General features: G+C 62.6%; 17 protein-coding genes. 8 read left to right on the top strand and 9 right to left on the bottom strand.

Features of this window, described 5'->3' with window-relative positions; genetic code table 11:
- Positions 1–81: 81 nt before the first annotated feature.
- Complete coding sequence (locus tag IFU00_03930; protein ID MBD8541429.1) at positions 82–2,121, bottom strand: EAL domain-containing protein; 2,040 nt, start codon at positions 2,119–2,121, stop codon at positions 82–84.
- Between the two features lie 410 nt (positions 2,122–2,531).
- On the opposite strand from IFU00_03930, the gene IFU00_03925 reads away from it, so the two are divergent.
- The 5 genes from IFU00_03925 to IFU00_03905 are packed head-to-tail and all read left to right on the top strand — an operon-like array spanning position 2,532 to position 10,764.
- Complete coding sequence (locus IFU00_03925; GenBank protein ID MBD8541428.1) at positions 2,532–3,602, top strand: peptidase M35; 1,071 nt, start codon at positions 2,532–2,534, stop codon at positions 3,600–3,602.
- A 6-nt stretch (positions 3,603–3,608) separates the two neighbouring features.
- Positions 3,609–6,416, top strand: a complete 2,808-nt coding sequence (locus IFU00_03920; protein MBD8541427.1) for a type VI secretion system tip protein VgrG — start codon at positions 3,609–3,611, stop codon at positions 6,414–6,416.
- Between the two features lie 9 nt (positions 6,417–6,425).
- The gene (locus tag IFU00_03915; GenBank protein ID MBD8541426.1) at positions 6,426–8,663 is read left to right on the top strand and encodes a DUF3274 domain-containing protein; all 2,238 of its coding nucleotides are present in this window, start codon (positions 6,426–6,428) and stop codon (positions 8,661–8,663) included.
- On the top strand, positions 8,660–10,471 hold the full coding sequence (locus IFU00_03910; protein MBD8541425.1) for a DUF2875 family protein: 1,812 nt from the start codon (positions 8,660–8,662) through the stop codon (positions 10,469–10,471). The genes IFU00_03915 and IFU00_03910 overlap by 4 nt, the downstream gene beginning before the upstream one ends.
- 26 nt (positions 10,472–10,497) lie before the next feature.
- Positions 10,498–10,764 carry a PAAR domain-containing protein gene (locus tag IFU00_03905; protein MBD8541424.1) on the top strand — a complete coding sequence of 89 codons (267 nt, stop codon included), beginning with the start codon at positions 10,498–10,500 and terminating at the stop codon, positions 10,762–10,764.
- Position 10,765: 1 nt separating this feature from the next.
- On the opposite strand, the gene IFU00_03900 is transcribed toward IFU00_03905, so the two are convergent.
- The 6 genes from IFU00_03900 to flhF all read right to left on the bottom strand — a co-directional run bounded on the left by IFU00_03900 (position 10,766) and on the right by flhF (position 15,830).
- Positions 10,766–11,281, bottom strand: coding sequence for a hypothetical protein (locus tag IFU00_03900; GenBank protein MBD8541423.1), 516 nt, complete (start codon positions 11,279–11,281; stop codon positions 10,766–10,768).
- Between the two features lie 79 nt (positions 11,282–11,360).
- Positions 11,361–12,116 (bottom strand): flagellar motor protein MotD, encoded by a 756-nt coding sequence (gene motD / locus IFU00_03895; GenBank protein ID MBD8541422.1) that lies wholly within the window; start codon positions 12,114–12,116, stop codon positions 11,361–11,363.
- Positions 12,117–12,125: 9 nt separating this feature from the next.
- Positions 12,126–12,869, bottom strand: coding sequence for a flagellar motor protein (locus IFU00_03890; protein MBD8541421.1), 744 nt, complete (start codon positions 12,867–12,869; stop codon positions 12,126–12,128).
- Positions 12,851–13,579, bottom strand: a complete 729-nt coding sequence (locus IFU00_03885; GenBank protein ID MBD8541420.1) for an RNA polymerase sigma factor FliA — start codon at positions 13,577–13,579, stop codon at positions 12,851–12,853. The genes IFU00_03890 and IFU00_03885 overlap by 19 nt, the downstream gene beginning before the upstream one ends.
- A 42-nt stretch (positions 13,580–13,621) precedes the next feature.
- Positions 13,622–14,440: an antiactivator of flagellar biosynthesis FleN protein gene (locus IFU00_03880; GenBank protein MBD8541419.1), complete on the bottom strand. Its 819-nt coding sequence runs from the start codon at positions 14,438–14,440 to the stop codon at positions 13,622–13,624.
- The gene (gene flhF / locus IFU00_03875; protein ID MBD8541418.1) at positions 14,433–15,830 is read right to left on the bottom strand and encodes a flagellar biosynthesis protein FlhF; all 1,398 of its coding nucleotides are present in this window, start codon (positions 15,828–15,830) and stop codon (positions 14,433–14,435) included. The genes IFU00_03880 and flhF overlap by 8 nt, the downstream gene beginning before the upstream one ends.
- 301 nt (positions 15,831–16,131) lie before the next feature.
- Here flhF and IFU00_03870 point away from each other — a divergent pair, with 301 nt between their 5' ends.
- From IFU00_03870 to IFU00_03860, 3 genes are all read left to right on the top strand, one after another.
- Entirely contained in the window at positions 16,132–16,455 is a 324-nt protein-coding gene (locus tag IFU00_03870; protein ID MBD8541417.1) for a hypothetical protein, read from the top strand.
- Between the two features lie 109 nt (positions 16,456–16,564).
- Positions 16,565–17,023, top strand: coding sequence for a DUF2778 domain-containing protein (locus IFU00_03865; GenBank protein ID MBD8541416.1), 459 nt, complete (start codon positions 16,565–16,567; stop codon positions 17,021–17,023).
- Positions 17,020–17,295 (top strand): hypothetical protein, encoded by a 276-nt coding sequence (locus tag IFU00_03860; GenBank protein ID MBD8541415.1) that lies wholly within the window; start codon positions 17,020–17,022, stop codon positions 17,293–17,295. The genes IFU00_03865 and IFU00_03860 overlap by 4 nt, the downstream gene beginning before the upstream one ends.
- Before the next feature lie 37 nt (positions 17,296–17,332).
- Here the strand turns inward: IFU00_03860 and flhA are convergent, their stop codons facing one another.
- Positions 17,333–19,444: a flagellar biosynthesis protein FlhA gene (gene flhA / locus IFU00_03855; protein ID MBD8541414.1), complete on the bottom strand. Its 2,112-nt coding sequence runs from the start codon at positions 19,442–19,444 to the stop codon at positions 17,333–17,335.
- Positions 19,441–20,616, bottom strand: a complete 1,176-nt coding sequence (gene flhB, locus IFU00_03850) for a flagellar type III secretion system protein FlhB (GenBank protein MBD8541413.1) — start codon at positions 20,614–20,616, stop codon at positions 19,441–19,443. The genes flhA and flhB overlap by 4 nt, the downstream gene beginning before the upstream one ends.
- Positions 20,617–20,720: the final 104 nt, after the last annotated feature.

Raw genomic sequence — 20,720 nt, 5'->3', positions numbered from 1 at the left:
CACTGTTACGATGAGTCCAACGACCGGCTGAATGCAAGGGTAATCGCCCACAGCAAGACGTCCGTACGCTTGCGCGTACGCCTACGCAGCGGCCGTGATATGGCCTTGCTGACCCTGCACAGCAGGTGCCGCGCGCAGCAGCGCTTCGATGGCGTCCGGCGCCACCGGCCGGCTGTAGCAGAAGCCCTGCATCTGGTCGCATCCGTGGGCCAGCAAAAAGGCGAGCTGGTCCGCCGTTTCGACGCCTTCGGCAATCACGTTGAGCTTCATCGAGTGGGCCAGGCCGATCACGGCGTCGACAATGGCGGCGTCATCGGCATCGTCGATCAGGTCGCTGACGAACGAGCGGTCGATCTTGAGGCTGTGAATCGGGAAGCGTTTCAGACTGGCCAGGCTCGAGTAGCCGGTACCGAAATCGTCGATCGCCAGTTGCACGCCCATTGCCGCCAGGCGCGCCATCGTGGCTGTGGCCGCCACCGGGTTCTGCATCAGCACGCTCTCGGTGATTTCCAGCGTCAGCGCGCGCGGGTCGCACCCGGTTTTCTCGAGCAACACGGCGACGCGCTGGGCCACGTCCTGGCCCAGGAACTGGCGCGCCGACAGGTTCACGCTGACGCGTACCGGCGGCAGGCCGCCCTGCTGCCAGGCCACTTGCTGGGCCATCGCGGTTTCCAGCACCCACTCGCCGATCGGCACGATCAGGCCGGTTTCTTCGGCCAGCGGGATGAAGTCGGCCGGCGACACCATCGGTTTGCCCAGCGGCTGCCAGCGCAGCAGCGCTTCGACGCCGCCCAGGTGGCCCGTGGCGATGTCGACCACCGGCTGGTAGTGCAGCACGAATTCGCGGCGCTGCAGCGCGCGTTGCAGCTCGCTTTCCATGCGCAGGTGCAGCGCGGTCTGCGCGCCCATGTCGGCCATGTAGAAGCTGAAGCCGTTGCCGCCCTCGCCCTTCGAGCCGTACATGGCGCTGTCAGCGCACTTGAGCAGCGTGGCGCTGTCGGTGCCGTCGCGCGGGTACATGGCGATGCCGATCGAGCCGGTCGGGAACACCTCTTGCCCGCACAGCAGCAGCGGCTGGAACAGGTTGTCGAGCAGCTTGCGGGCCACGCGCGCGGCGTCGGTCTCCCCGTTCATCTCGGGCAGCACGACGACGAATTCGTCGCCGCCCTGGCGCGCAACGGTGTCGCTCTCGCGTAGCGAACTCGACAGGCGGCGTGCGATCTCGACGATCAGCTGGTCGCCCGCGTCGTGCCCGAGCGTGTCGTTGACGTGCTTGAAACGGTCCAGGTCGATGAACATCACCGCCACCTGGCTCCCGGCGCGGTGCGCGTGGGCAATCGCGCGCTCGAGCCGGTCCTGCAGCAGCACGCGGTTCGGCAGGCCGGTCAGGGCGTCGTGGTTGATCACGCGCAGCAGCGCTTCTTCGGCGCCCTTGCGGCGCGAGATGTCTTCCACCACCGAGATGAAACGCTGGTTACCATAGGCGTCGCGCATCGTCGAAACACTGACATTGACCCAGATCGGCGTGCCGTCGCGCCGCAGAAGGCGCCGCTCGCGCTGGTAGTCGCTGATCTCGCCGTCGCGCAAGCGTTTGACCAGCGTCAGCTCGTCCGGCAGATCGTCCACGTGCGTCAGTTGCTGGAAGAAGCGCTGCAGCAGTTCGATTTCGGTGTAGCCCAGGATCTGCGCCATCTTGCCGTTCACGCGCAGCAGGCGCCCGTCCGGGCCCAGCAGCACGATGCCCACCGCCGCCTGGCTGAAGGTCAGGCGGAAAAATTCCTCGCTCTCCTGCAGGCGCAGGCGCGCCTTGCGGCGGAAGGTGATGTCCTGCCCGATCAGCAACAGCATGCAGCCACCGGGCTGCTCGGTGCGGCGGATATTGAATTCGAGATGACGCACGCCGTCCGGATGGCCTTCGAGCGAAACAAGCACGTGGTCCTGCGGCATGCCGGTAGCCAGTGCATCGCTGACGCGCGCGGCCAGGCCGGCGTCGGGCAGCCAGCGCGCGAGTGGATGGCCGGCGCTGGCCGACTCTTCCGGTGCGTCGATCAGCTCGGCCATCATGCGGTTCATCGAGCGCACGCAGCGCTCGGCGTCGATGACCAGCAAACCTGCCGGCATGCCGTCGATCACCTGCTCGAGGTAGTTGCGGTTGTGACCGAGCAGAGCATGGGCGTCACGCAGCGCATGCGCTTCGCTGGTGTCCCAGGCGAATTGGCCGGTTGTGGCGCCCAGGTTGGTTGCCGCAAAAGCTTGCGGTGCGGAAGTCTCATTCGGCTGGATCATCATGGGAAGCACCTGTAGCTATGCAACGTAATCGAGTGTTATTTTTTGTTGGATACGATTGTTGCATAATAGCAAACTAAGCCTGCTCAGGCGATGGTTGTCGCTCCTCTGTTGTTATTTCGTATGAGATTTTTGTGTAGCAGAAGACACGATTCAAGCTCGCCATTGCCCGATGCTGCAGCGGCTCAATATGGGCAGAAAAAATAAGGTGAGAGTTGTCCGGTCCAACCCAACCGGAGTCCACCATGCATCCAGGCTTTCTGCTGTCGCGCGCCGCTGGCGCACTCGTTATTGTGTGCGGGGCTGGCGCGGCGCATGCCCAGGTCAACGTCACGCTGAGCCAGGCGCAGCCGGCGGTTGGTCGCGGCGACAACGTTCTGGTGAGCGTCACGCTGACCAATACCTCGAACACGGTCCAGCACCTGCTGCGCTGGCGCACGCCGCAGCAGGTGCTGGAGGCGCCGCTGTTCGAGGTGCAACGCGACGGTCAGCCGGTGCGCTACCTGGGCCGCCGCATCAAGCGCGCCGCGCCGGGGCCGGCTGATTACCTGCAACTGGCCCCGGGCGCGGCGCTCACGCACACGGTCGAGCTCTCGCGGTTCTACGAGATGACCATTACCGGCAACTACACGATCCGCTATCGCAGTCCGGCCATGCCGTCGCCGGGCACGACCGTCGGCGCGGTGGTGGGCGAGCTGGCCTCCAACCCCGTCACGATCTGGATCGACGGCCGCCTGCCGCGCGGCAGCAGGACGACGATCCTGCCGGAGGCAGCGGCTCCTGCCACGGGGTTTGCCAATTGCAGCAATGCGCAGCAGGAGCATCTGGTGACGGCCATCGACGCCGCCCGCGCGATGGCGGCCGACAGCCAGACCTACCTGACCTCGGGGGCGCCATACGGCGCGCGGTATGCGATGTGGTTCGGGGCGCAGGACGCTGCGCGCGGCGCGAAGGTCACGGCCAATGTCACGGCGATCAAGGATGCGTTCGAGAACAAGCCCCTCAAGATCGACTGCGATTGCGACGAGCCGTATTTTGCCTACGTGTATCCCGCGCGGCCGTACACGGTCTGGGTGTGCAAGGCGTTCTGGGCCGCAGCGGCGACAGGGACCGATTCGCGCGGCGGCACCCTGCTGCACGAACTGAGCCACTTCGACGTGGTGGCGGCGACCGATGACCACGTGTACGGCCAGGCTGCGGCGGCGGAGATGGCGCGCAGCGCGCCGCAGCGGGCAATCAACAACGCCGATTCGTACGAGTATTTCGGCGAGAACACGCCGCGGCAGGCGACTGTGGCCAAGGCTGCCGGGGAGTGATCGACCATGACACTGCTTCCAACGACCCTTGCCGCCGCCCTGGCTGACTACCGGCTCGACACGCGAAACCGGCCCCTGCGCATGGTGCTGGGCCTGGCCGGCGCCGCCGATGCGAATGCCCTGCTGCCACACCATGCCAGCGCCAGCGAAGCGGTGTGCGGCGGCCTCGAGCTTCAGATTCTGTGCCTGTCCGAAAACGCAACGCTCGAACTGAAGCGTTTCATCGGCGTGCCGTGCGAACTGCAGATCGTGACCGACCGGGGCCACCTGCGCAGGCTGTGCGGGATCGTCACGGCGGCTGCGTCGGGCCACAGCGATGGCGGCATCGCGAGCTACAGGCTGACCGTGCGCGACGCGCTGTCGGTGATGGACGCGACGCGCACCACGCGCGTTTTCCGCGACAAGAGTGAGCTCGAGATCATCGAACTGGTTCTCAAAGAGTGGCAAAGAAACAATCCCGTGATCGCGTCGACCTTCGACTTCGATATCCACAGCGGCCTGCTCAACCGCAATCTCCCGAAGCGCGCGCTCACGATGCAGATGAACGAATCGGATGCAGGCTTCGTGCGCCGCCTGATGCAGCGCCGCGGCATCGCCTGGTTTTTCCGCCCGGGCAGAACCGACAGGCAGAGTCAGGCCGGCGGCGATGTCGCCGGCATCGGCCACACGCTGGTGCTGTTCGACGATGACAGGGAACTGGAGCGCAATGCGGCCGGCGCCATCCGCTTTCACCGCGACGGCGCGACCGAGGAGCGCGACGCGATCACGCTCTGGAGCGCCGAGCGCACGCTGGTGCCGGGCCATACGTCGTTGCACAGCTGGGATTACCTGAACCCCGGCAAGGGCGGATCGACGACCAGTTCGCCGCTGCGCTTCGATCAGGGCAAGACCGGGAATGCGCTGGCTGCCGGTCTGGAACACTACCAGGTGACGGCGCCGCATCTTGGCGACAACTGGCCCGACATGCTGGCCATCAGCGATGCGCTGGTGGCGTACCACGAATTCGTCGGCAAGTGCTTCCATGGCGAAGGCGCGGTACGCGACCTGGCCGTTGGCCAGTGGTTCGCTCTGACCGGCCATCCCGAGATCGACAAGCACCAGCCCGAGGAGCGTGAATTCGTGGTGACCGCGCAGCGCATCGATACCACCAATAACCTGCCGGCGGACATCAGTGCCAAAGTCGAACGGCTGTTTGCGCGCAGCGGCTGGGACATCGTGCGGCTTGACGACACCGCGCAAGCGCTACGCTACCGGTCCAGCTTCAGTTGTGTGCGGCGCGGCATACGGATCGTGCCGCCACCACCGGTGATTCCGCAGCCGCAGTTGCAAAGCGCGATCGTCGTTGGTCCGAAGGACGAGGCCGTGTGGTGCGATCACCTGGGGCGCGTCAAGATCCGCTTCCCGGCGACGCGCGCACAGGAACACGCGGACGGCGCCGGCGCGTCGGGTTCGGATCGCGACTCGGCCTGGGTGCGCGTCGCATCCGGCTGGGCGGGTAACGGCGCCGGTAACCAGTGTGGCGCGCGCCTGCTGCCACCCGTGGGCGCCGAGGTGCTGGTGGCGTTCGCCGGTGGCGATCCCGACAAGCCGGTCATCATCGCCCAGGTCTACAACGGCGCCGCCCCACCACCGGCCTTCCGGCGCGAAGACGGCCTGCCCGCCAACCGCTTTCAGTCGGGCCTGCGCAGCCGCGAAATCCACGGCCAGCGTGGCAACCAGTTGCGGCTCGATGACACGTCCGGACAGATCAGCGCACAGCTGGAGAGCGACCATGGTGCCAGCGAACTCAATCTGGGCTACCTGACCGAACCGCGCCAGGGAGGCAGTGCCAGGGCGCGCGGCGAAGGGGCCGAATTACGTACCGAGGAAGCCATTGCACTGCACGCGGCGCGCGGCATCCTGCTCAGCGCCTGGAAGCTGCTGGGTGGCGGCGACAAGGGTGTGCAGCTGGCCCGCGACGATTATCTTGGCCTGCTGCGCGACTGCGGCGAACTGTGCGCGTCACTGGGCAACTACGCGGCGCAGCACAATGCGTTGGCCATCGACACGGCCGAGCAAGAGGCGCTGCTCGCGCGCTTCACGGGGTGGGAGGACGGCAGCAATACCAAGCCGGAGGCAGCGCAGTCGGGCGAACCGGTGATCGCCGTGACATCCCCGGCAGGGATCGGCTTTGCGAGCTCGAAAGCCGTGGTCAGCTACGCGGGCACCAACGTCGACACAGCCGCGCAGCAGCACATGCAACTGACCGCGGGCCAGCGGTTCTCGGTCAATGCTGGCAAAGGGCTGTCGCTGTTCGCGCATCACGGCGGGCTGCATGCGATCGCCCACCACGGCAAGCTCCTGATGCAAAGCCAGCACGACGACACGGCCATCGAATCGGCGCAGAACATGCAGCTCACGGCGACGGAGGGCACGGTGACGGTGACAGGCAAGGTCATCCTGCTGGTGGCAGCGGACGGCTCGTTCCTCAAGCTGGGCGACGGCCCGCCTGTGCTGGGCAGCAAGGCGCCTTTGCGGTTTCATGCGCCGGATTACACGTTCGACGGGCCTGAATCGATGGCGGCGCAGTTCCCTGATTTTGGCGCCGGCGGTGCGGATCAGAAACTGGAACTGCGCTATCCACGGGGCGTGGCGGACGACGACGGCGCCGAGCCGCTGGGCGCGCTGGTGAAGGACATGAAGATGCACGTGGCGCTCAGCGACGGCACGAGCCTGGAGGGTGTCAGCGATGCGCAGGGCAAGTCCGAACTGATGGCACGCGATGCGATGCACATGGCAGAAATCGTGCTGTCGCGCGGCGGCGAAGACCAATAGGAGACCGAGATGGCCGGCAAATATCTGAAAAGTGAATACGTTATTAAACGCGATAACGCGCTGCTGCAACCTTGTCGCATCGGCGACAAAATTGTCGATGTACCACGCGAGCAGCCATGCAACATCATCGTGGTACATGGCGTAAATGATGTGGGCACCAGCTATAGCGCAGTCGAGGAAGGGCTGTGCGCGGGACTGCAGGATCGCCTGCTGCGCAAGTTCAAGCCCGGGACGTACCGGATGCCTGGCGCGAAGGATAAGGAGACGCTGCTGGATGATCCTGATGCGGTGTTTTTCAAGCGCAACACGGCGTCCGACACGGATAGTCCGGTGATCCCGTTTTACTGGGGCTTTCGTGAAGTGGGCAATCTGACGAAGACCGTGAATGGTCAGAAGACAGACCGCAACGGCAATCGCCTCGACAAGGACCTGTCCAAAGGAGGCGGCCCGTTTGGCAATGCCACCAGCACCCTGCCCGATATGTGGAACAAGGGCATATATGCTCCATTCGATCCAGCGGGTGACCCGCTCCGACCTGTCAAGAATGGACCGGGGCGAATGTACATGGTGCTTGCGGCCCGGCGCCTGGCGGCGCTGGTCGCGATGATTCGCCAGTATGAGCCCACTGACACTGTCAACATCGTCGCGCACAGCCAGGGTTGTTTGATCAGCTTGCTGGCACAGGCTTTCCTGATGGAGATGGGTGAGCGTACGGCGGATACGTTGATTCTGATGCATCCGCCGTATAGCCTGGATCAAGGGATAGGTTTGTCGATGCGGACTGCCGCATTCGTCAAGGGCGATATGGACGAAGCCATGAGCAATTTCTATGACCTGATCTCTGACAGACAAACGATCAGGGCTCGCTTGGAGACACTAGTCAATATCGTTACAGGCGTCGCGAAGTCCAAGACAACGTCACCCGTATTCGCCCGCATTAGTGAAACAGACTCCGGCGGCATGGTGCATGGCCGCTGGAAACCGAATTCTGACCGAGACAACCGTGGCAAGGTCTACTTATATTTCAGCCCAGAGGATATGACGGTCGCACTCGACAATATGCGCGGCATTGGCTGGCAAGGCGTGCCGGATACCGTTGCAAACGTAGTCACCTCGGAAGAGGTAAGAGCTTACGCCAGAAGTCATGACAATGCACCTACGCCGCGGCGGCGCAAGGCTCTTGGCGAACTCGGCCTTGCCTTCCGTCAGAGGGTGTTCACAGCAAAGCTGCGACCACATTCGGGAACGGGAAAGGCCGCGCCAGTGCTAGTAGGCCAAGCGCCGCACGATTTCATCCTGAGGCTACCGAACGAAGACGACCATGCCCACGTTGCGGCAAGCGGCCGCACCCTGCGCGAGTCATTGCCGGTGACGTCATCAGCGACGCTCGAGCGGGAAATTGACCGGCGAGGTGTCAGGACGATCAACGGCGAGGCGCTCAAAACACCATGCCAACCCGACATTCAGGGTAATCAAATTGATGCCCACAAGATTCCGGCACATTCGATGCTATCCAGCATCGAATCCAAGGATCGCGGGCCTTGCGAGGAAGTTGATGCGATTGACGCCGCCACTGCCGTCACAAGCAATAAAGGTCTTCAGGTCAGGGATGAAGGGCTACAGGCGACTGTCATTGCATCATTGCGGACATGGAGGACCGGCGATGTAGTGGAGTCTGATCTGAAGAGGCTCGAAGCCGCGTACAACCAGGTCAAGCGTCCCGGCAACACAAACCCCGAGGATAGGGAACGCATTGTGTCAGGCGAACGTTTCGCTAACGGTTCGATCAAGGCACAGATACAGGAGAGCCCTAATGCGGCAAGGCTACGCTGGCAGAAAGAGTTAAGTCCGAAATCGTTTCATAGCGTGATTTTCGCAAGTAGCAAGAATCATCGGCAGGTCACTGCATACGATTTATCGATTGGGAGTGGCAAAGCAGTGAGTGATCCGACGTTTCGCGCATATTTGTGCGCGGTGGCGGATTGGCGTCTCAAGATTATGGACAACGATGGGCAGCCGCGAGACGGGATACTCATTTGGGACAAATTCCTCACCTTGTTTCATACATACCTTGCGGGTGAACCCGATTGGCGTAAGCAGACGATCGAAGGCAATGCGAAATATTACTCACGTGGTGCTCTTCCAGCGGGATTACCGCTATTGACAGGGAAATTATGGGAGATCGTTATTTCCGAGACGATAACAGGGGCGCGCGTAATGGCATCCCAATCGAAAGGAAAGTCATGAACAGCACATCAACACACAGCATCACCTACAAGCGCCACGCGACATGGAAATACGTGTTGGGAGCGCTAATTGCATATCCAGTTCTATCTTTACTTTGGATGCTTTTTGATATTTGGGTCTTGCGCCCTGAGCTTCTCAATATCGACATGGGGACGACAATGAATAAAGTTAGATGGCTCGGGATTCCTCTGCTGTTGGTGACTACGATTTTTGGTGGCAAGTGGCTGATGGACGCGCACGCAGCTGATAGCCGCGCACGTGAGTGGCAGCTGAAAACGCAACAGCTAGAGAAACTGAACTCCGCTGCAACATCCGAACAATTGAAACGTGAATACGTGCTGGAAGTGCTGGGACTGGGCGTCACGGTCGAACAGCATCGCCAAGGCAAACTATGGAATGTACTGCAACATGGAAGGCCCAATACGAGCATTCGCGAGCCTGATCCCAACAAGTACCCATGGTCCGGGACGGCCAAGAGCGGCCAGACTGGCAATCGCACTAATGATGCTTTGGAAAATGGTGCAGATGCGTCACCGATGTTTTGGGGCATGCCATCGATGTATGCACGTGGTCCCATGGACGACCCTGAGAAGCAGCCTAGTGAAACCTGGCCAATGGCTGGATTGGCGGGTAACGCAGAAGGCACCGGCATGGCATGGCATCTATTTGCGATCGGTCCTTGGCGACTCGGTGAACGCCCGGACCAACTACTGGAGCAAGCATTCACATTTTTCGATGCAAACCCTGACCTTCCGTATCTGGTTTTGCTTAGTACGGACAGCGATTCAAGTCGTGACTACGGGAAAGCGGCCGGCAAAGAATTTCGTGTTCAGGATGGTTATTACATCCCAGAATATACCGACGCCAGTGCAGTCTTCATACTGGCTCGACGTGAACGTGTTGAGCCATTGCGACCCTATACGTGGGACGATCCGGACAACGACTATCTGCAAGAGACCCTGCGCCAGATGTACTACCAGCTTCAAGACAATGTGCCAATACCTGCCAGAGTAGCGGAGAGATTCCCGGGCATCACCAGACAACCCACCGTCGACGAATGGCTCCCCGCCGCCGCCAAATTCGCCAAACACCCCGTCTTCGACCGCCCCGAAAGCACTCTGCTCGACGACTACAAGCGCTGGGCCAATCCGCCTCCGAAAGACTGGAAGCCCACCCCCTGGTTCCCGGTCCCGTGGAACCGCAATCAGCTTGCCGCCTTCGACGCCCTCCCCTCGATGGGATTCATCCACCGCCCCGTGTTCGTCAAGTTCGAGGATGAGCAAGGCAAGCCGGTCAAGCGCCGCGACGCGCGTCAAACGCTGCTGGAAGCCGGCTGGCAGCAGGCGCTGCAAACGCTGCCCGAAGCGCAGCGCGCTGCAGGTCCGGCGCGCATCATCGCCGCGTTCAACCACGACACCGAACAGAAGATCGCGCTGGCAGGCACGCTGCACGCGTATGCCGCGAAGGGTGGCCCGGACATCGACACCGGCAAGACGTCGCAGTTCATCGATACCGACCAGCGCATGGGCAATACCGGCGCCGCGACCTTCTTCGTCCAGATGGCGGTGGGCGTGATGGGCAGCTATATCGACGGCGGCGCCTCGGCCGCGATCAATCTGCGCGATCCGACCGGCGCCAGCATCGTGTTCATCAGCCCGCCGAGCAAGGAACGGCGCGAGTCGCAAGGCCCAAACATCTTTAAGCACATTGTCCAGCCGTCGATCGACCCGGACAACTACAAGCCACCGACAGTGGCGTCGGTACTGGGCGCCGACGCGATTCCCGAACACGAGACCCCATCCGACTGAATCACCGTCACAAGAAAGGCTCAATCATGCGCAACATCATCAGGCTCGGCGACGCCACGTCGCATGGCGGCAAGGTCCTCAGCGTCAGCGCGCGGCATGTGAAGGTGGGCGGTATTCCCGTGGCGTGCGTGGGCGACACCTGCAGTTGCCCCATCAAAGGTCACAATGGCTGCAAGATCGTCAGCGGCTCGGCGCAGCACAAAATCGACGGCAAGTTGATTGCCTTCGATGGCGACAAGACGAGTTGTGGCGCGACGCTGATTGCCAGCGCCACCAACTGCAAAGCGCCTTGAATCAGCGCGCGGCCATCCTGACCGTGTGCGAAAACTTCACCGGTAGCGCCGGGCTGCTCTTGATGCCACCCGCGTCGAGCTTGCGCAAATCGGTCACCCATGGGCCGGCGTAGCGGATCTCGTAACTGTGCTGGCCCGGCTTGAACGCATAGGCCTGCGTGATGTCGAGCGTGTTCAGATAAGTCGTCTGCGGCTTGACCTCGAGATAGTCGGCTGGCCCGAGCGGACCGCGCTTGACCATGCGGCCCGTGTAGGCGACCGTGTCCGTCAGTGAGCTGAGCGCAAAACGGGGAGCGCTCAGATCGTCGCCCAGCGCGATCTCGCGCGGGATCCATATCGGTACATCGCCCCGGTTCTCGATCAGCACCCGCACCTTGACCTTGCCGGCCCCGGTTTCCACTTCGAGCCGATGCTGGACGTTCACCTTGGCCTCCACGGCCTTGACCACGCCAACCAGGCCGACCAGCGACAGCACCATTGCCAGCTTGGCCGCCGGCGAGCTTCGTTTGACATGCATTGCGACTCCTCGAGGATTCACGGCAGGCGTCACCCGCGCGACGCTGCCTGTCGATTATGACATGATTCCTTCAATACATTCACGGAAGTATGTTACCGCCGGTCTCGGGCAGCGCCGCCAGGATCATCACCGCCACGCGCCGATTGCGCGCCTTGCCCACCTCGTCGGTGTTGGGCGCCACCGGCCGCGTCGCGGCAAAGCCGATCGCCGACAGGCGCACCTCGGGCACGCCGTTGGCGGCGAACAGCCGCACCACGCTGCTCGCGCGCGCGGTCGACAGTTCCCAGTTCGATGGATACAGCGGATTGGCGATCGGCAGGTCGTCGGTGTGGCCTTCGACCTCGATGCGGTGCGTGTCGTTCTTGAGCAGGCCGGCCACCTGCGCGAGGATTTCCTGGCCTTCGCCGTCCAGCACTGCTTCGCCCTGCGGGAACAGCACGCTGGCGTTGATCTCGACGCTGATGCCGCGCGCGTTCTGGATCACCCGCACCTGCCCCGACTTCACCAGCGGCAGCAAGGTCGCCGACAGTTCGCGTGCCATCACGCCCATCTTTTCCTGCTCGCGCCGCGCTGCTTCGTTGCGGCGGCGGTTGATGATGTGCGACAGTGGCAGCACCGGTTCGACATTGGTGTTGACCTTCGTGGCCGCGCCACGGCCGCCGAACGCATCGCCGAGCGCATCGGACAGCACCTGGTACTTGCCCTCGTTGACGATGGAGATGGCGTACATGACGACGAAGAACGCGAACAGCAGCGTGATCAGGTCGGCGTACGAAATCAGCCAGCGTTCGTGGTTTTCGGTGGGGACATCGTCGTCGTAGCGCTTGCGGGCCATGGCGCTGGCCTAGTGGTGCGTGAGCAGGCTGGCGACGCGCTCGTCGACGACGCGGCCATGGTCGCCACTGGCCAGGTCAGAGAACACTTCGGCCAGGATCTCGTACTGCGACACCTTGTCGCTGACGATGGCCTTGAGCTTGTTGCCGACCGGGTAGAAGAACAGGTTGGCCATGCCCACGCCGTACACGGTCGAGACGAACGCCACCGCAATGCCCGAGCCCAGGCGGGCCGGATCGGACAGGTTTTCCATCACGTGGATCAGGCCCAGCACGGCGCCCAGGATCCCGATCGTCGGCGAGTAGCCGGCGGCCGATTCCCAGATGCGCGCCGCCTGGCGCTGGGCGAATTCGTAGCCGTTGATTTCGTGTTCGAGCAGGCTGCGCACCTTCTCGGGCGCGATGCCGTCGACCACGAGGCGCAAGCCCTTGGCGACGAACGGGTCGGCCTTGTTCATGAATTGTTCGAGCGAGAGCAAGCCATCGCGGCGCGCCGTCAGGCTCCATAGCGCGATCTCGCGCGACAGTTTCTGGCGCCCGTTTTTCGGTGGCACGAACACCCAGCGCAGCATGGTGATGCCGCGCAAGAAGGTGCGTGTCTCGCTTTGCAGCAGCACGGCGCCGAAGGTGCCGACCACCACGATGGCAAATGCGGCAGGCTGGATCAACGACGAGAACTTGCCGCCGTCGAGGGTGTAACCGAGAAAGATGCCGGCGATTGCCAGCACCAGGCCGATTACGCTGGCCCAGTCCATAATTGCTCCCGTAAGGTGGTGCGCAAACGTGCGACGGCCTGGGTGTGCAGCTGCGACACCCGCGATTCACTCACGCCCATCACGGCGCCGATTTCCTTCAGGTTCAGTTCTTCTTCGTAATACAGGCCCATCAGGAGTTTTTCGCGCGGCGGCAGCTTGTCGATCGCGTCGATCACGGCCTGGCGGAAATCGGTTTCCATCAGGCTGCGCAGCGGGTCGGCATCGTCAACTGCGTAGCGGTCGAGGAAATTGTCGCTGCCTTCGTCGGCGTGGAAGTCTTCGTAGTACAGCAGCTGGTGGCCGCCGGAATCGGCCAGCATGTCCTGGTACTCGTCGAGCGAGATCTTGAGCGACGCGGCCACTTCGGATTCGCTGGGCGGGCGGCCCAGACGCTGCTGCAGCGACTGCATCGCGCCCTCGACCTTGCGCATGTTCTGGCGCGTGCTGCGCGGCATCCAGTCACTCGAACGCAGCTCGTCGAGCATCGCGCCGCGGATGCGCAGCACGGCATAGGTCTCGAACTGCGCGCCGTGGTCGTCTTCGTAGCGGTTGATCGCGTCGAGCAACCCAATCATGCCGGCCTGGATCAGGTCATCGACCTCCACCGAAGGCGGCAGCTTCGCCTTCATGTGGTGGGCAAGACGCTTTACCAACGGCATATGCTCCGTCAGCAAAGAATTCTTGTCCGCTTTCCCTTTGACCGTATACATGCTGGCGTATGTCTTTTTCTTTATATGTCGATGGCGACTGTGTCAGGAACCGATGGACGCGCTGCCCTGGCGGCCGAACTGCGGCAGTGCAGGCAGTGCGAACTTGCCGGCCAGCTGGCGGAACGCAACCGATGCGCCGGCCAGCGGGAAGGCATCGACCACGGCCCGGCCCAGGCGCGCGGCGCGGTGCAGGTATTCGTCGGCCGGCACGGCGCCCATGAAACTGAGCTTGACGGCCAGGTAACGTGTTGCTGCCAATGACATATTATCGTATACCACCTTGGCCTCCCCCTCAGTCGCGCCGGTGACCAGGATGCCGAATGGCCGGCGGCCCAGTTCCTGCGTCAGGCGCTTGATGAGCGAGTAGGCATTGGTGATCGAGGCCGCACTGGTCGACACCTGGATCACGATCTCGGAACTCGACATCAGGGGCACCGGAAATTCGCCGTCCGGGCCCAGTTCGCCATCGACGATCACGATGCCCGCCTGCGTGGCCAGCACGTCGAAGGTCTTGCTCAGGCGGCGCACATCGTCGGCCGATTCGGGCGTGCCCATGGGCACCACCGCGAAGCCTTGCGGGGCTGGATGGATCACCTGGTTCAGCGCGCTTTCCTGGCGCGCGACCTGCAGCAGCGAGGCGCCGCGGTTCAGGCCCAGGCGGCGGGCGACGCCGTATTCGACATTGCAGGCATCGACGATCAGCACTTCGTTGCCGGCCTGGGCCAGCGAGGCGCCCAGGTTCACCAGCATCGCGCCTTTGTCGTCTTCCGGCGTGGCCGACAGAAACGTGACCACGCGCGGACGCGGGCCTTGCAGCATGCGGCGCAGGCCTTCAGCCTGGTCGAAGTCGAAACTAGCCATGCGACACCTCGCGGCGGTTGGCTTGGGCGGTGGCTGCCATCAGCATCGGCAGATCGGCGTCCGCCGGGGCGGTGCCACGGTTGCGGAACGCGCGGTCGATCAGCATCGCGCTGTCGGCCACGTGCAGGTCTTCCGGCACGCGCTGGCCGTTCGAGACGTAATGCAGTTTGAGCTTCTGGCGGATCACGATGTCGAGCACGCCGCCGGTCGAGGCCGCCTCGTCCATCTTGGTCATGATCGCGCCGTGCAGGCCGCTGCCCTGGTAGGCGCGGACGACTTCGTTGAGCGTCTCGTTGGTCGACGTCGAGTTCAGGCACAGCAGGCGTTTGACCTCGGCGCCCGAGCCCGACAGCATCGCGACCTGCTCGGCCACCATGTGGTCGCGCTGCGACATGCCGATGGTGTCGATCAGCACCGTGTGCTTGTTGCGCAGTTCTTTCAGGGCGATGCGCAGGTCGGCCTCGTCCTTCACCGAGTGCACCATGACGCCGAGGATCTTGCCGTAGATGCGCAGTTGTTCGTGACCGCCGATACGGTAAGCATCGGTGGTGATCAGGGCCAGCTTGTCCGGGCCGTGGCGCATCACGCAGCGCGCGGCCAGCTTGGCCGTCGTGGTGGTCTTGCCCACGCCCGTCGGGCCGACCAGTGCGAACACGCCGCCTTCGGACAGCATCGCGTCTTCGTTGCCGATGGTCGCCAGGTTACGTGCCAGCACGGTCTTCACCCAGCGCATCGCTTGCGCCGCGTCGTTCATGGCTGGCATTTTTTCAATGATATAGCGTGCCAGCGTGGCCGAGAAACCGGCAGCAAGCATTTCACGCAGCACGGTGGCCTTGTGCGGCTCGCGCTGGGCGGTCGAGCCCCACGACAGTTCGGCCAGCTGGGTTTCCATCAGGCCGCGCATGGCCCGGATCTCACTCATCATGTTGCTGACTTCCGAGGTCGCCGATTCCTTGGCCTGGGTGATGGCGGCGCTCATCATGGCGGTCATCGCGGCCATGTCGATGGTCGGTTCAGGCGCAGGGGCACGGCGTTCGGCGTAGGTTGCGGCCGGCTCGACCGGGGCCAACGGCGCCACGGGTGCGACGTAGGCTGGCGCGACCGGCGCGTTCATGACCGGACCGGCATCCTGGTAGCGGCGTGCCGGGGTAGCGCGCGGCGCGGTTGGTGCAAGTTCGTCGAAGTGCTGCAGCTGCGGTTTTGGCTGCGCCATCTCGGAGTCGGCCACGGGCGCGGACAGCGACGCGACATCGTCATTGTCGAGTGCCAGGATTTCGACGGCGCCGTCGACCGGACGGTTGGACAGGATGACGGCATCCGGGCCTAGGGCTTCGCGCACCTTGCGCAAGGCATCCCGGGAAGTTGCCGCTGTAAATTTCTTCACTTTCATCGTGGTTCTCCGCACTTCAATCTATGTTCTGCATGACGGGCACATGCCCATCGATAGGAATCATTATTGTCGATGCCGTGCGGAAACGATCAACCGAGAAGGATGGGGAAAAGGGCCTATTTCCCCGCAACCAGAAAAAGTGATACCGGTTTATTGAAATCAGACAGGATTGGTGCGGCGGCCGCCCGGGTTTGTGCTGGCGCAAACAGGTGGCGTTCGGGCGCCGATCTTGCGAACGCCGGCCAGGTCGAATCATGACTGGCACGGCTGGCGTGCCGCAAACGCTCATCAGGAGAACCCCATGGCACGCTCGATCCGGCTGATCTACCGCAATGTACAGGGCCGTGTACGCGTCAATTTCAACTGGCCCGGTCTCACCGAAAGCTCGGCCGTGCTGATCACGGCGGCAGAATGGAAGCCTACAGCCGACCCCTTCGATTCACCGCCCGGCCGCCCTCACCTGGGCGAGGCCAATGTGTATGTCACCAATATCGGGCCGCACGATCCCGAAGGCGGTCCCGGCGGTGTCGAGTTTCATCTGCATGTCGACTGGGACAGTCCGCTGCACATTCTTGTCACGATTACCGACCTCGGTTTCATCGAGAAGCAGATCGTGATGGAATAGGCCACCTGGCCCTGGAACCTGGCAGCGGCATCGTTGTGGCACGTCAGCGGGTGCCTGCATCAGCTACCTATGATCAGAAGCTTCTCAATCAGGCTTCAAGGAGTTCTCCATGGTCGAATGTACATTCAAACTCAACGGTAAACCGCTGAGTACGTTTGAAATGAGCTCGTTAAGATTTCCAGCCTTCTCGGGCCTTGGCGAACATAAAAATCGACGCGAGTTCGCTTGTGCAGCAGGCGTCGGCCCAATTCCGCCAGGGGCCTACTACATCGTGAATCGTCAGTCAGGCGGCAGGCTCGGTCCGCTACTTGATTTCATCAAGGACAGGTCCGACTGGTTTGCCCTGTACGCAGCCGACAAGCACATTGACGATGAAGTCTTTTGCAATACCGTGAAACGAGGAAATTTCAGGCTGCATCCGGCAGGTACGCGCGGCATCAGTCAAGGGTGCATTACGCTGACAACCCGGACTGACTTCGACGTACTGCGACATCAACTCATCGCAGGCGGTCAGGTTCTCATTCCAGGCACCTCATTACACGCTTATGGCCGAGTCACTGTCCAATGAAGAGAGCACTGATACGACTGTCTCTGATCATCTGGATCCTTGCTGGCACTGTTGTGCTCGCTCGTTTTCTGATTCTCCATCACGACCTTTTCCCACCGTTCCCGGAAGCGTGGGCAATTTGGCTGATCGACCTGTACGGCTCAAGGGATGGCGAAGAGCTGGCCGATCTTGAAATACTCGTCGCCCTGGGGCTGGCCTTGGGCGCAATTCTGACGGTCACGACGCTTGGCTGGCTGGTCTGGCGTCACGTCCATCGCCCTGCTCCGGCATGATGAACACGGGGGAAGCGCCTGCGCTGCCCCATCCCTGTTACATCGGCACACCCACCAGGCTCGTCACGCGAATCGTCTTGGTCTCGGGCACTTCGGCATGCGAGAGCACCTTGAGCGCAGGCACGGCGCGGCGCAAAAAGCGCGACAGCAGCACGCGCAGCGGCGCCGGTACCAAGAGCACGGGCGACAGGCCCATCTGCTCTTGCTGGTTGGCGGCGTGCGCTGCCTGCTGGGCGATCGTGTCGGCCAGGCCTGGCTCGATGCCGGTACCGTCGCCACCCGCGCCCATCGCCTGCATCAACAGGCGCTCGAGGCGGTTGTCCAGGGTCATTACCGACAACTCGTTCTCGCCCGGGAACAATTGCTGGACGATCGCACGGCCCAGCGACACGCGCACCACGGCGGTCAGTTCGGCCGGGTCCTGCGTCATGCCGGCGTGCTCCGACAGGGATTCGATGATCGAGCGCATGTCGCGGATGTGCACGCCTTCGACCAGCAGGTTCTGCAGCACTTTCTGCAGCGTCGACAGCGAGACGACTTTCGGCACCAGGTCTTCGACCAGCTTCGGCGTTTCCTTGCCCAGGTGGTCCAGCAGTGCCTGCACTTCCATGCGGCCCAGCAGTTCCGACGCGTGCAGCGTGATCAGGTGGTTCAGGTGCGTGGCAACGACAGTGCCGGCATCGACCACCGTGTAGCCCATGCTTTGCGCTTCGTCACGCAGGCTGGCTTCAATCCAGGTCGCCGGCAGGCCGAAGGCCGGGTCGGTGGTGACCACGCCTGGCAGCGTGCCGCTGGCCATGCCGGGGTTGATCGCCAAAAACTGGCCGTTGAGTGCTTCGCCGCTGCCCACTTCGACGCCCTTGAGCGTGATGCGGTAAGCCGATGGCTTGAGTTCCAGGTTGTCGCGGATGTGTACTGGCGGCGCCAGGAAGCCCACTTCTTGCGCAAACTTCTTGCGGATACCCTTGATGCGCTTGAGCAGCTCGCCACCCTGGTTCTTGTCGACCAGCGGAATCAGGCGGTAGCCCACTTCCAGGCCCAGCGTATCGACCGGCATCACGTCCTGCCAGGTCGCTTCTTCGCTTTCAGCCGGCGCCGTACGGGCAGCGGCGGCAGCATCGGCCACGGCGGCGGCTTCCGCCTGCGCCGGTGCTTCCTTCTTGCGCTTCGAGATGAAATAACCACCGGCAGCCAGCGAACCCGCCAGCAGCAGGAACACGAAGTTCGGCATGCCCGGGATCATGCCCAGGCCACCGATGATGGCGGCCGTGATGTACAGCGATTCAGGGCGGGCGAACAGTTGCGTGGTCAGCTGCGAGCTGACGTCTTCATCGTTGGCTACGCGCGAGACCACCATACCGGCCGCGATCGAGATGATCAGCGATGGAATCTGGGCCACCAGGCCGTCACCGATGGCCAGCAGCGTGTAGATCTTGGTCGCTTCGCCAATGGCCAGGTCGTGCATCACGACGCCAACGATCAGGCCGCCGATGATGTTGATGACGGTAATCATGATACCGGCGACGGCATCGCCCTTCACGTACTTCGAGGCACCGTCCATCGCGCCATAGAATTCGGCTTCTTGCGAGACTTCCTGGCGGCGCTTGCGCGCTTCGTCTTCACCGATCAGGCCGGCGTTCAGGTCGGCGTCGATCGCCATCTGCTTGCCCGGCATTGCGTCCAGCGCGAAGCGTGCGCCGACTTCGGCGATACGGCCCGCGCCCTTGGTCACGACCGAGAAGTTGATGATGGTCAGGATAATGAAGACGACGATACCGACGGTGTAGTTACCGCCAATCAGGAAGTGGCCGAATGCTTCGATGACCTTGCCGGCAGCAGCGCCGCCCGTGTGGCCTTCGGTCAGTACGATACGGGTCGACGCGACGTTCAGCGCCAGGCGCAGCATCGTCGAGACCAGCAGGATGGCCGGGAAGGCCAGAAAGTCGAGCGGCTTGACCGTGTACAGCGCGGTCAGCAGCACGATGATCGACAGCGCAATATTGAAACTGAAAAACACGTCCAGCACGAACGCCGGCAACGGCAAGATCATCATCGCCAACAGCATGATGATCAGGATCGGGGCTGCCGCCTTGCCGCCTTGTGCTCCAAGGCCGCTCATCCAGGCTGGCAGTTTCATGCTGTTGGTCATTCAGTTGCTCCATTATCGGGTGCCGGTCGCTGTTGCGAGGCCGGGTTCAGCGGGTCCATCTCGGCAGGTACTTTCAACCTGGTCGGGCGATCCGGATAGTCGCCCTCGCCTTTCTTGTAAGCCCGCAGCTGGTACACGTAGGCCAGCACTTCCGCCACCGCCGAGTACAGCTTTTCCGGAATCTCTTCATCGATCTCGGTGTGCTTGAACAGGGCGCGGGCCAGGGCCGGGGCTTCGAGCATGGGCACCTTGTTCTCGGCGCCCATTTCGCGGATCTTGGCCGCGACGTCATCGACGCCCTTGGCCACTACCCGCGGTGCTCCCTTGCCATCCGCATACTTCAGTGCGACTGCGTAGTGCGTCGGATTAGTGACGATCACATCAGCAGTAGGGACATTTTGCATCATCCGGCCCCGGGCCATTTCGCGCTGCATCTGCCGAATCTTCCCCTTAATCTGAGGATTGCCGTCCGATTCTTTCGATTCCTGGATCATTTCCTGGCGCGTCATTTTCAGTTTGTCTTTCCAATGCCACAACTGATACGGCCCGTCGATGAGGGCAATTACCCCCAGCGCGCCGGTGATGAACAGGAACGAGCGGCCAATCATGTCGCCGACATGGGCGCTGCTTTCATTGAGCGGCTCGACCGCCAGGCCCAGCATCGCTTCCTTCTGGCCGCTGACAACGATCCACGCGACCACGCCAATGACGATCGTCTTGATGATGGCTTTGAGCAGCTCGACCAGTGCGTTCTTGGAGAACATGTTGCCGATCCCCTTCATCGGGTTGAGCTTGCCGAAGTTGGGCATGAACGCCTTCGACGAGAACAGCCAGCCGCCGATCAACATCGGCGAGATCAGGGCGATGAGCATGACGGCCCCGGCAATCGGCAGGCAGGCCAGCATGACGCTGACGATGTCGTTGAGAATGCGTTCGAGCAGGATATTGGGATTGAAGATCTGTTCGCGGTCGAGCGTGAGACCGGACTTCAGCGAGGTCGCCAGTCTGCCGACAAGCATGCCACCAAATGCCCACAGGCAGGCGCCGGCCGTCATCAGGACAGTGAACGTCGCCAGCTCGCGCGATCGGGGAACGTCGCCTTCTTCGCGCGCTTTCTCGATCTTTCTGGGCGATGCGTCTTCGGTCTTTTCTGCGTCGCTATCATCCGACATGGTGCCCCCGCTCGATTGCTCTTGAATGTCTCACCGGCGCCTTTGTACTGCGCGTGCGAGATTATCGCTGAAATTGCCGTGCAGACAGATCGAGAACAAGCGGG

It is taken from the genome of Oxalobacteraceae sp. CFBP 8761 (assembly GCA_014841595.1).
Lineage (GTDB): Bacteria > Pseudomonadota > Gammaproteobacteria > Burkholderiales > Burkholderiaceae_D > Telluria.
Note: the sequence above shows the minus strand (reverse complement) of the source record. Positions and strands in the feature narration are given on the sequence as shown.

Bases quoted from the DNA above. Each gene is read 5' to 3' on its own strand.
- IFU00_03930 (MBD8541429.1), bottom strand. From the start codon at position 2,121: ATGCCGGCAGGTTTGCTGGTCATCGACGCCGAGCGCTGCGTGCGCTCG.
- IFU00_03925 (MBD8541428.1), top strand. From the start codon at position 2,532: ATGCATCCAGGCTTTCTGCTGTCGCGCGCCGCTGGCGCACTCGTTATT.
- IFU00_03920 (MBD8541427.1), top strand. From the start codon at position 3,609: ATGACACTGCTTCCAACGACCCTTGCCGCCGCCCTGGCTGACTACCGG.
- IFU00_03915 (MBD8541426.1), top strand. From the start codon at position 6,426: ATGGCCGGCAAATATCTGAAAAGTGAATACGTTATTAAACGCGATAAC.
- IFU00_03910 (MBD8541425.1), top strand. From the start codon at position 8,660: ATGAACAGCACATCAACACACAGCATCACCTACAAGCGCCACGCGACA.
- IFU00_03905 (MBD8541424.1), top strand. From the start codon at position 10,498: ATGCGCAACATCATCAGGCTCGGCGACGCCACGTCGCATGGCGGCAAG.
- IFU00_03900 (MBD8541423.1), bottom strand. From the start codon at position 11,281: ATGCATGTCAAACGAAGCTCGCCGGCGGCCAAGCTGGCAATGGTGCTG.
- motD (MBD8541422.1), bottom strand. From the start codon at position 12,116: ATGGCCCGCAAGCGCTACGACGACGATGTCCCCACCGAAAACCACGAA.
- IFU00_03890 (MBD8541421.1), bottom strand. From the start codon at position 12,869: ATGGACTGGGCCAGCGTAATCGGCCTGGTGCTGGCAATCGCCGGCATC.
- IFU00_03885 (MBD8541420.1), bottom strand. From the start codon at position 13,579: ATGTATACGGTCAAAGGGAAAGCGGACAAGAATTCTTTGCTGACGGAG.
- IFU00_03880 (MBD8541419.1), bottom strand. From the start codon at position 14,440: ATGGCTAGTTTCGACTTCGACCAGGCTGAAGGCCTGCGCCGCATGCTG.
- flhF (MBD8541418.1), bottom strand. From the start codon at position 15,830: ATGAAAGTGAAGAAATTTACAGCGGCAACTTCCCGGGATGCCTTGCGC.
- IFU00_03870 (MBD8541417.1), top strand. From the start codon at position 16,132: ATGGCACGCTCGATCCGGCTGATCTACCGCAATGTACAGGGCCGTGTA.
- IFU00_03865 (MBD8541416.1), top strand. From the start codon at position 16,565: ATGGTCGAATGTACATTCAAACTCAACGGTAAACCGCTGAGTACGTTT.
- IFU00_03860 (MBD8541415.1), top strand. From the start codon at position 17,020: ATGAAGAGAGCACTGATACGACTGTCTCTGATCATCTGGATCCTTGCT.
- flhA (MBD8541414.1), bottom strand. From the start codon at position 19,444: ATGACCAACAGCATGAAACTGCCAGCCTGGATGAGCGGCCTTGGAGCA.
- flhB (MBD8541413.1), bottom strand. From the start codon at position 20,616: ATGTCGGATGATAGCGACGCAGAAAAGACCGAAGACGCATCGCCCAGA.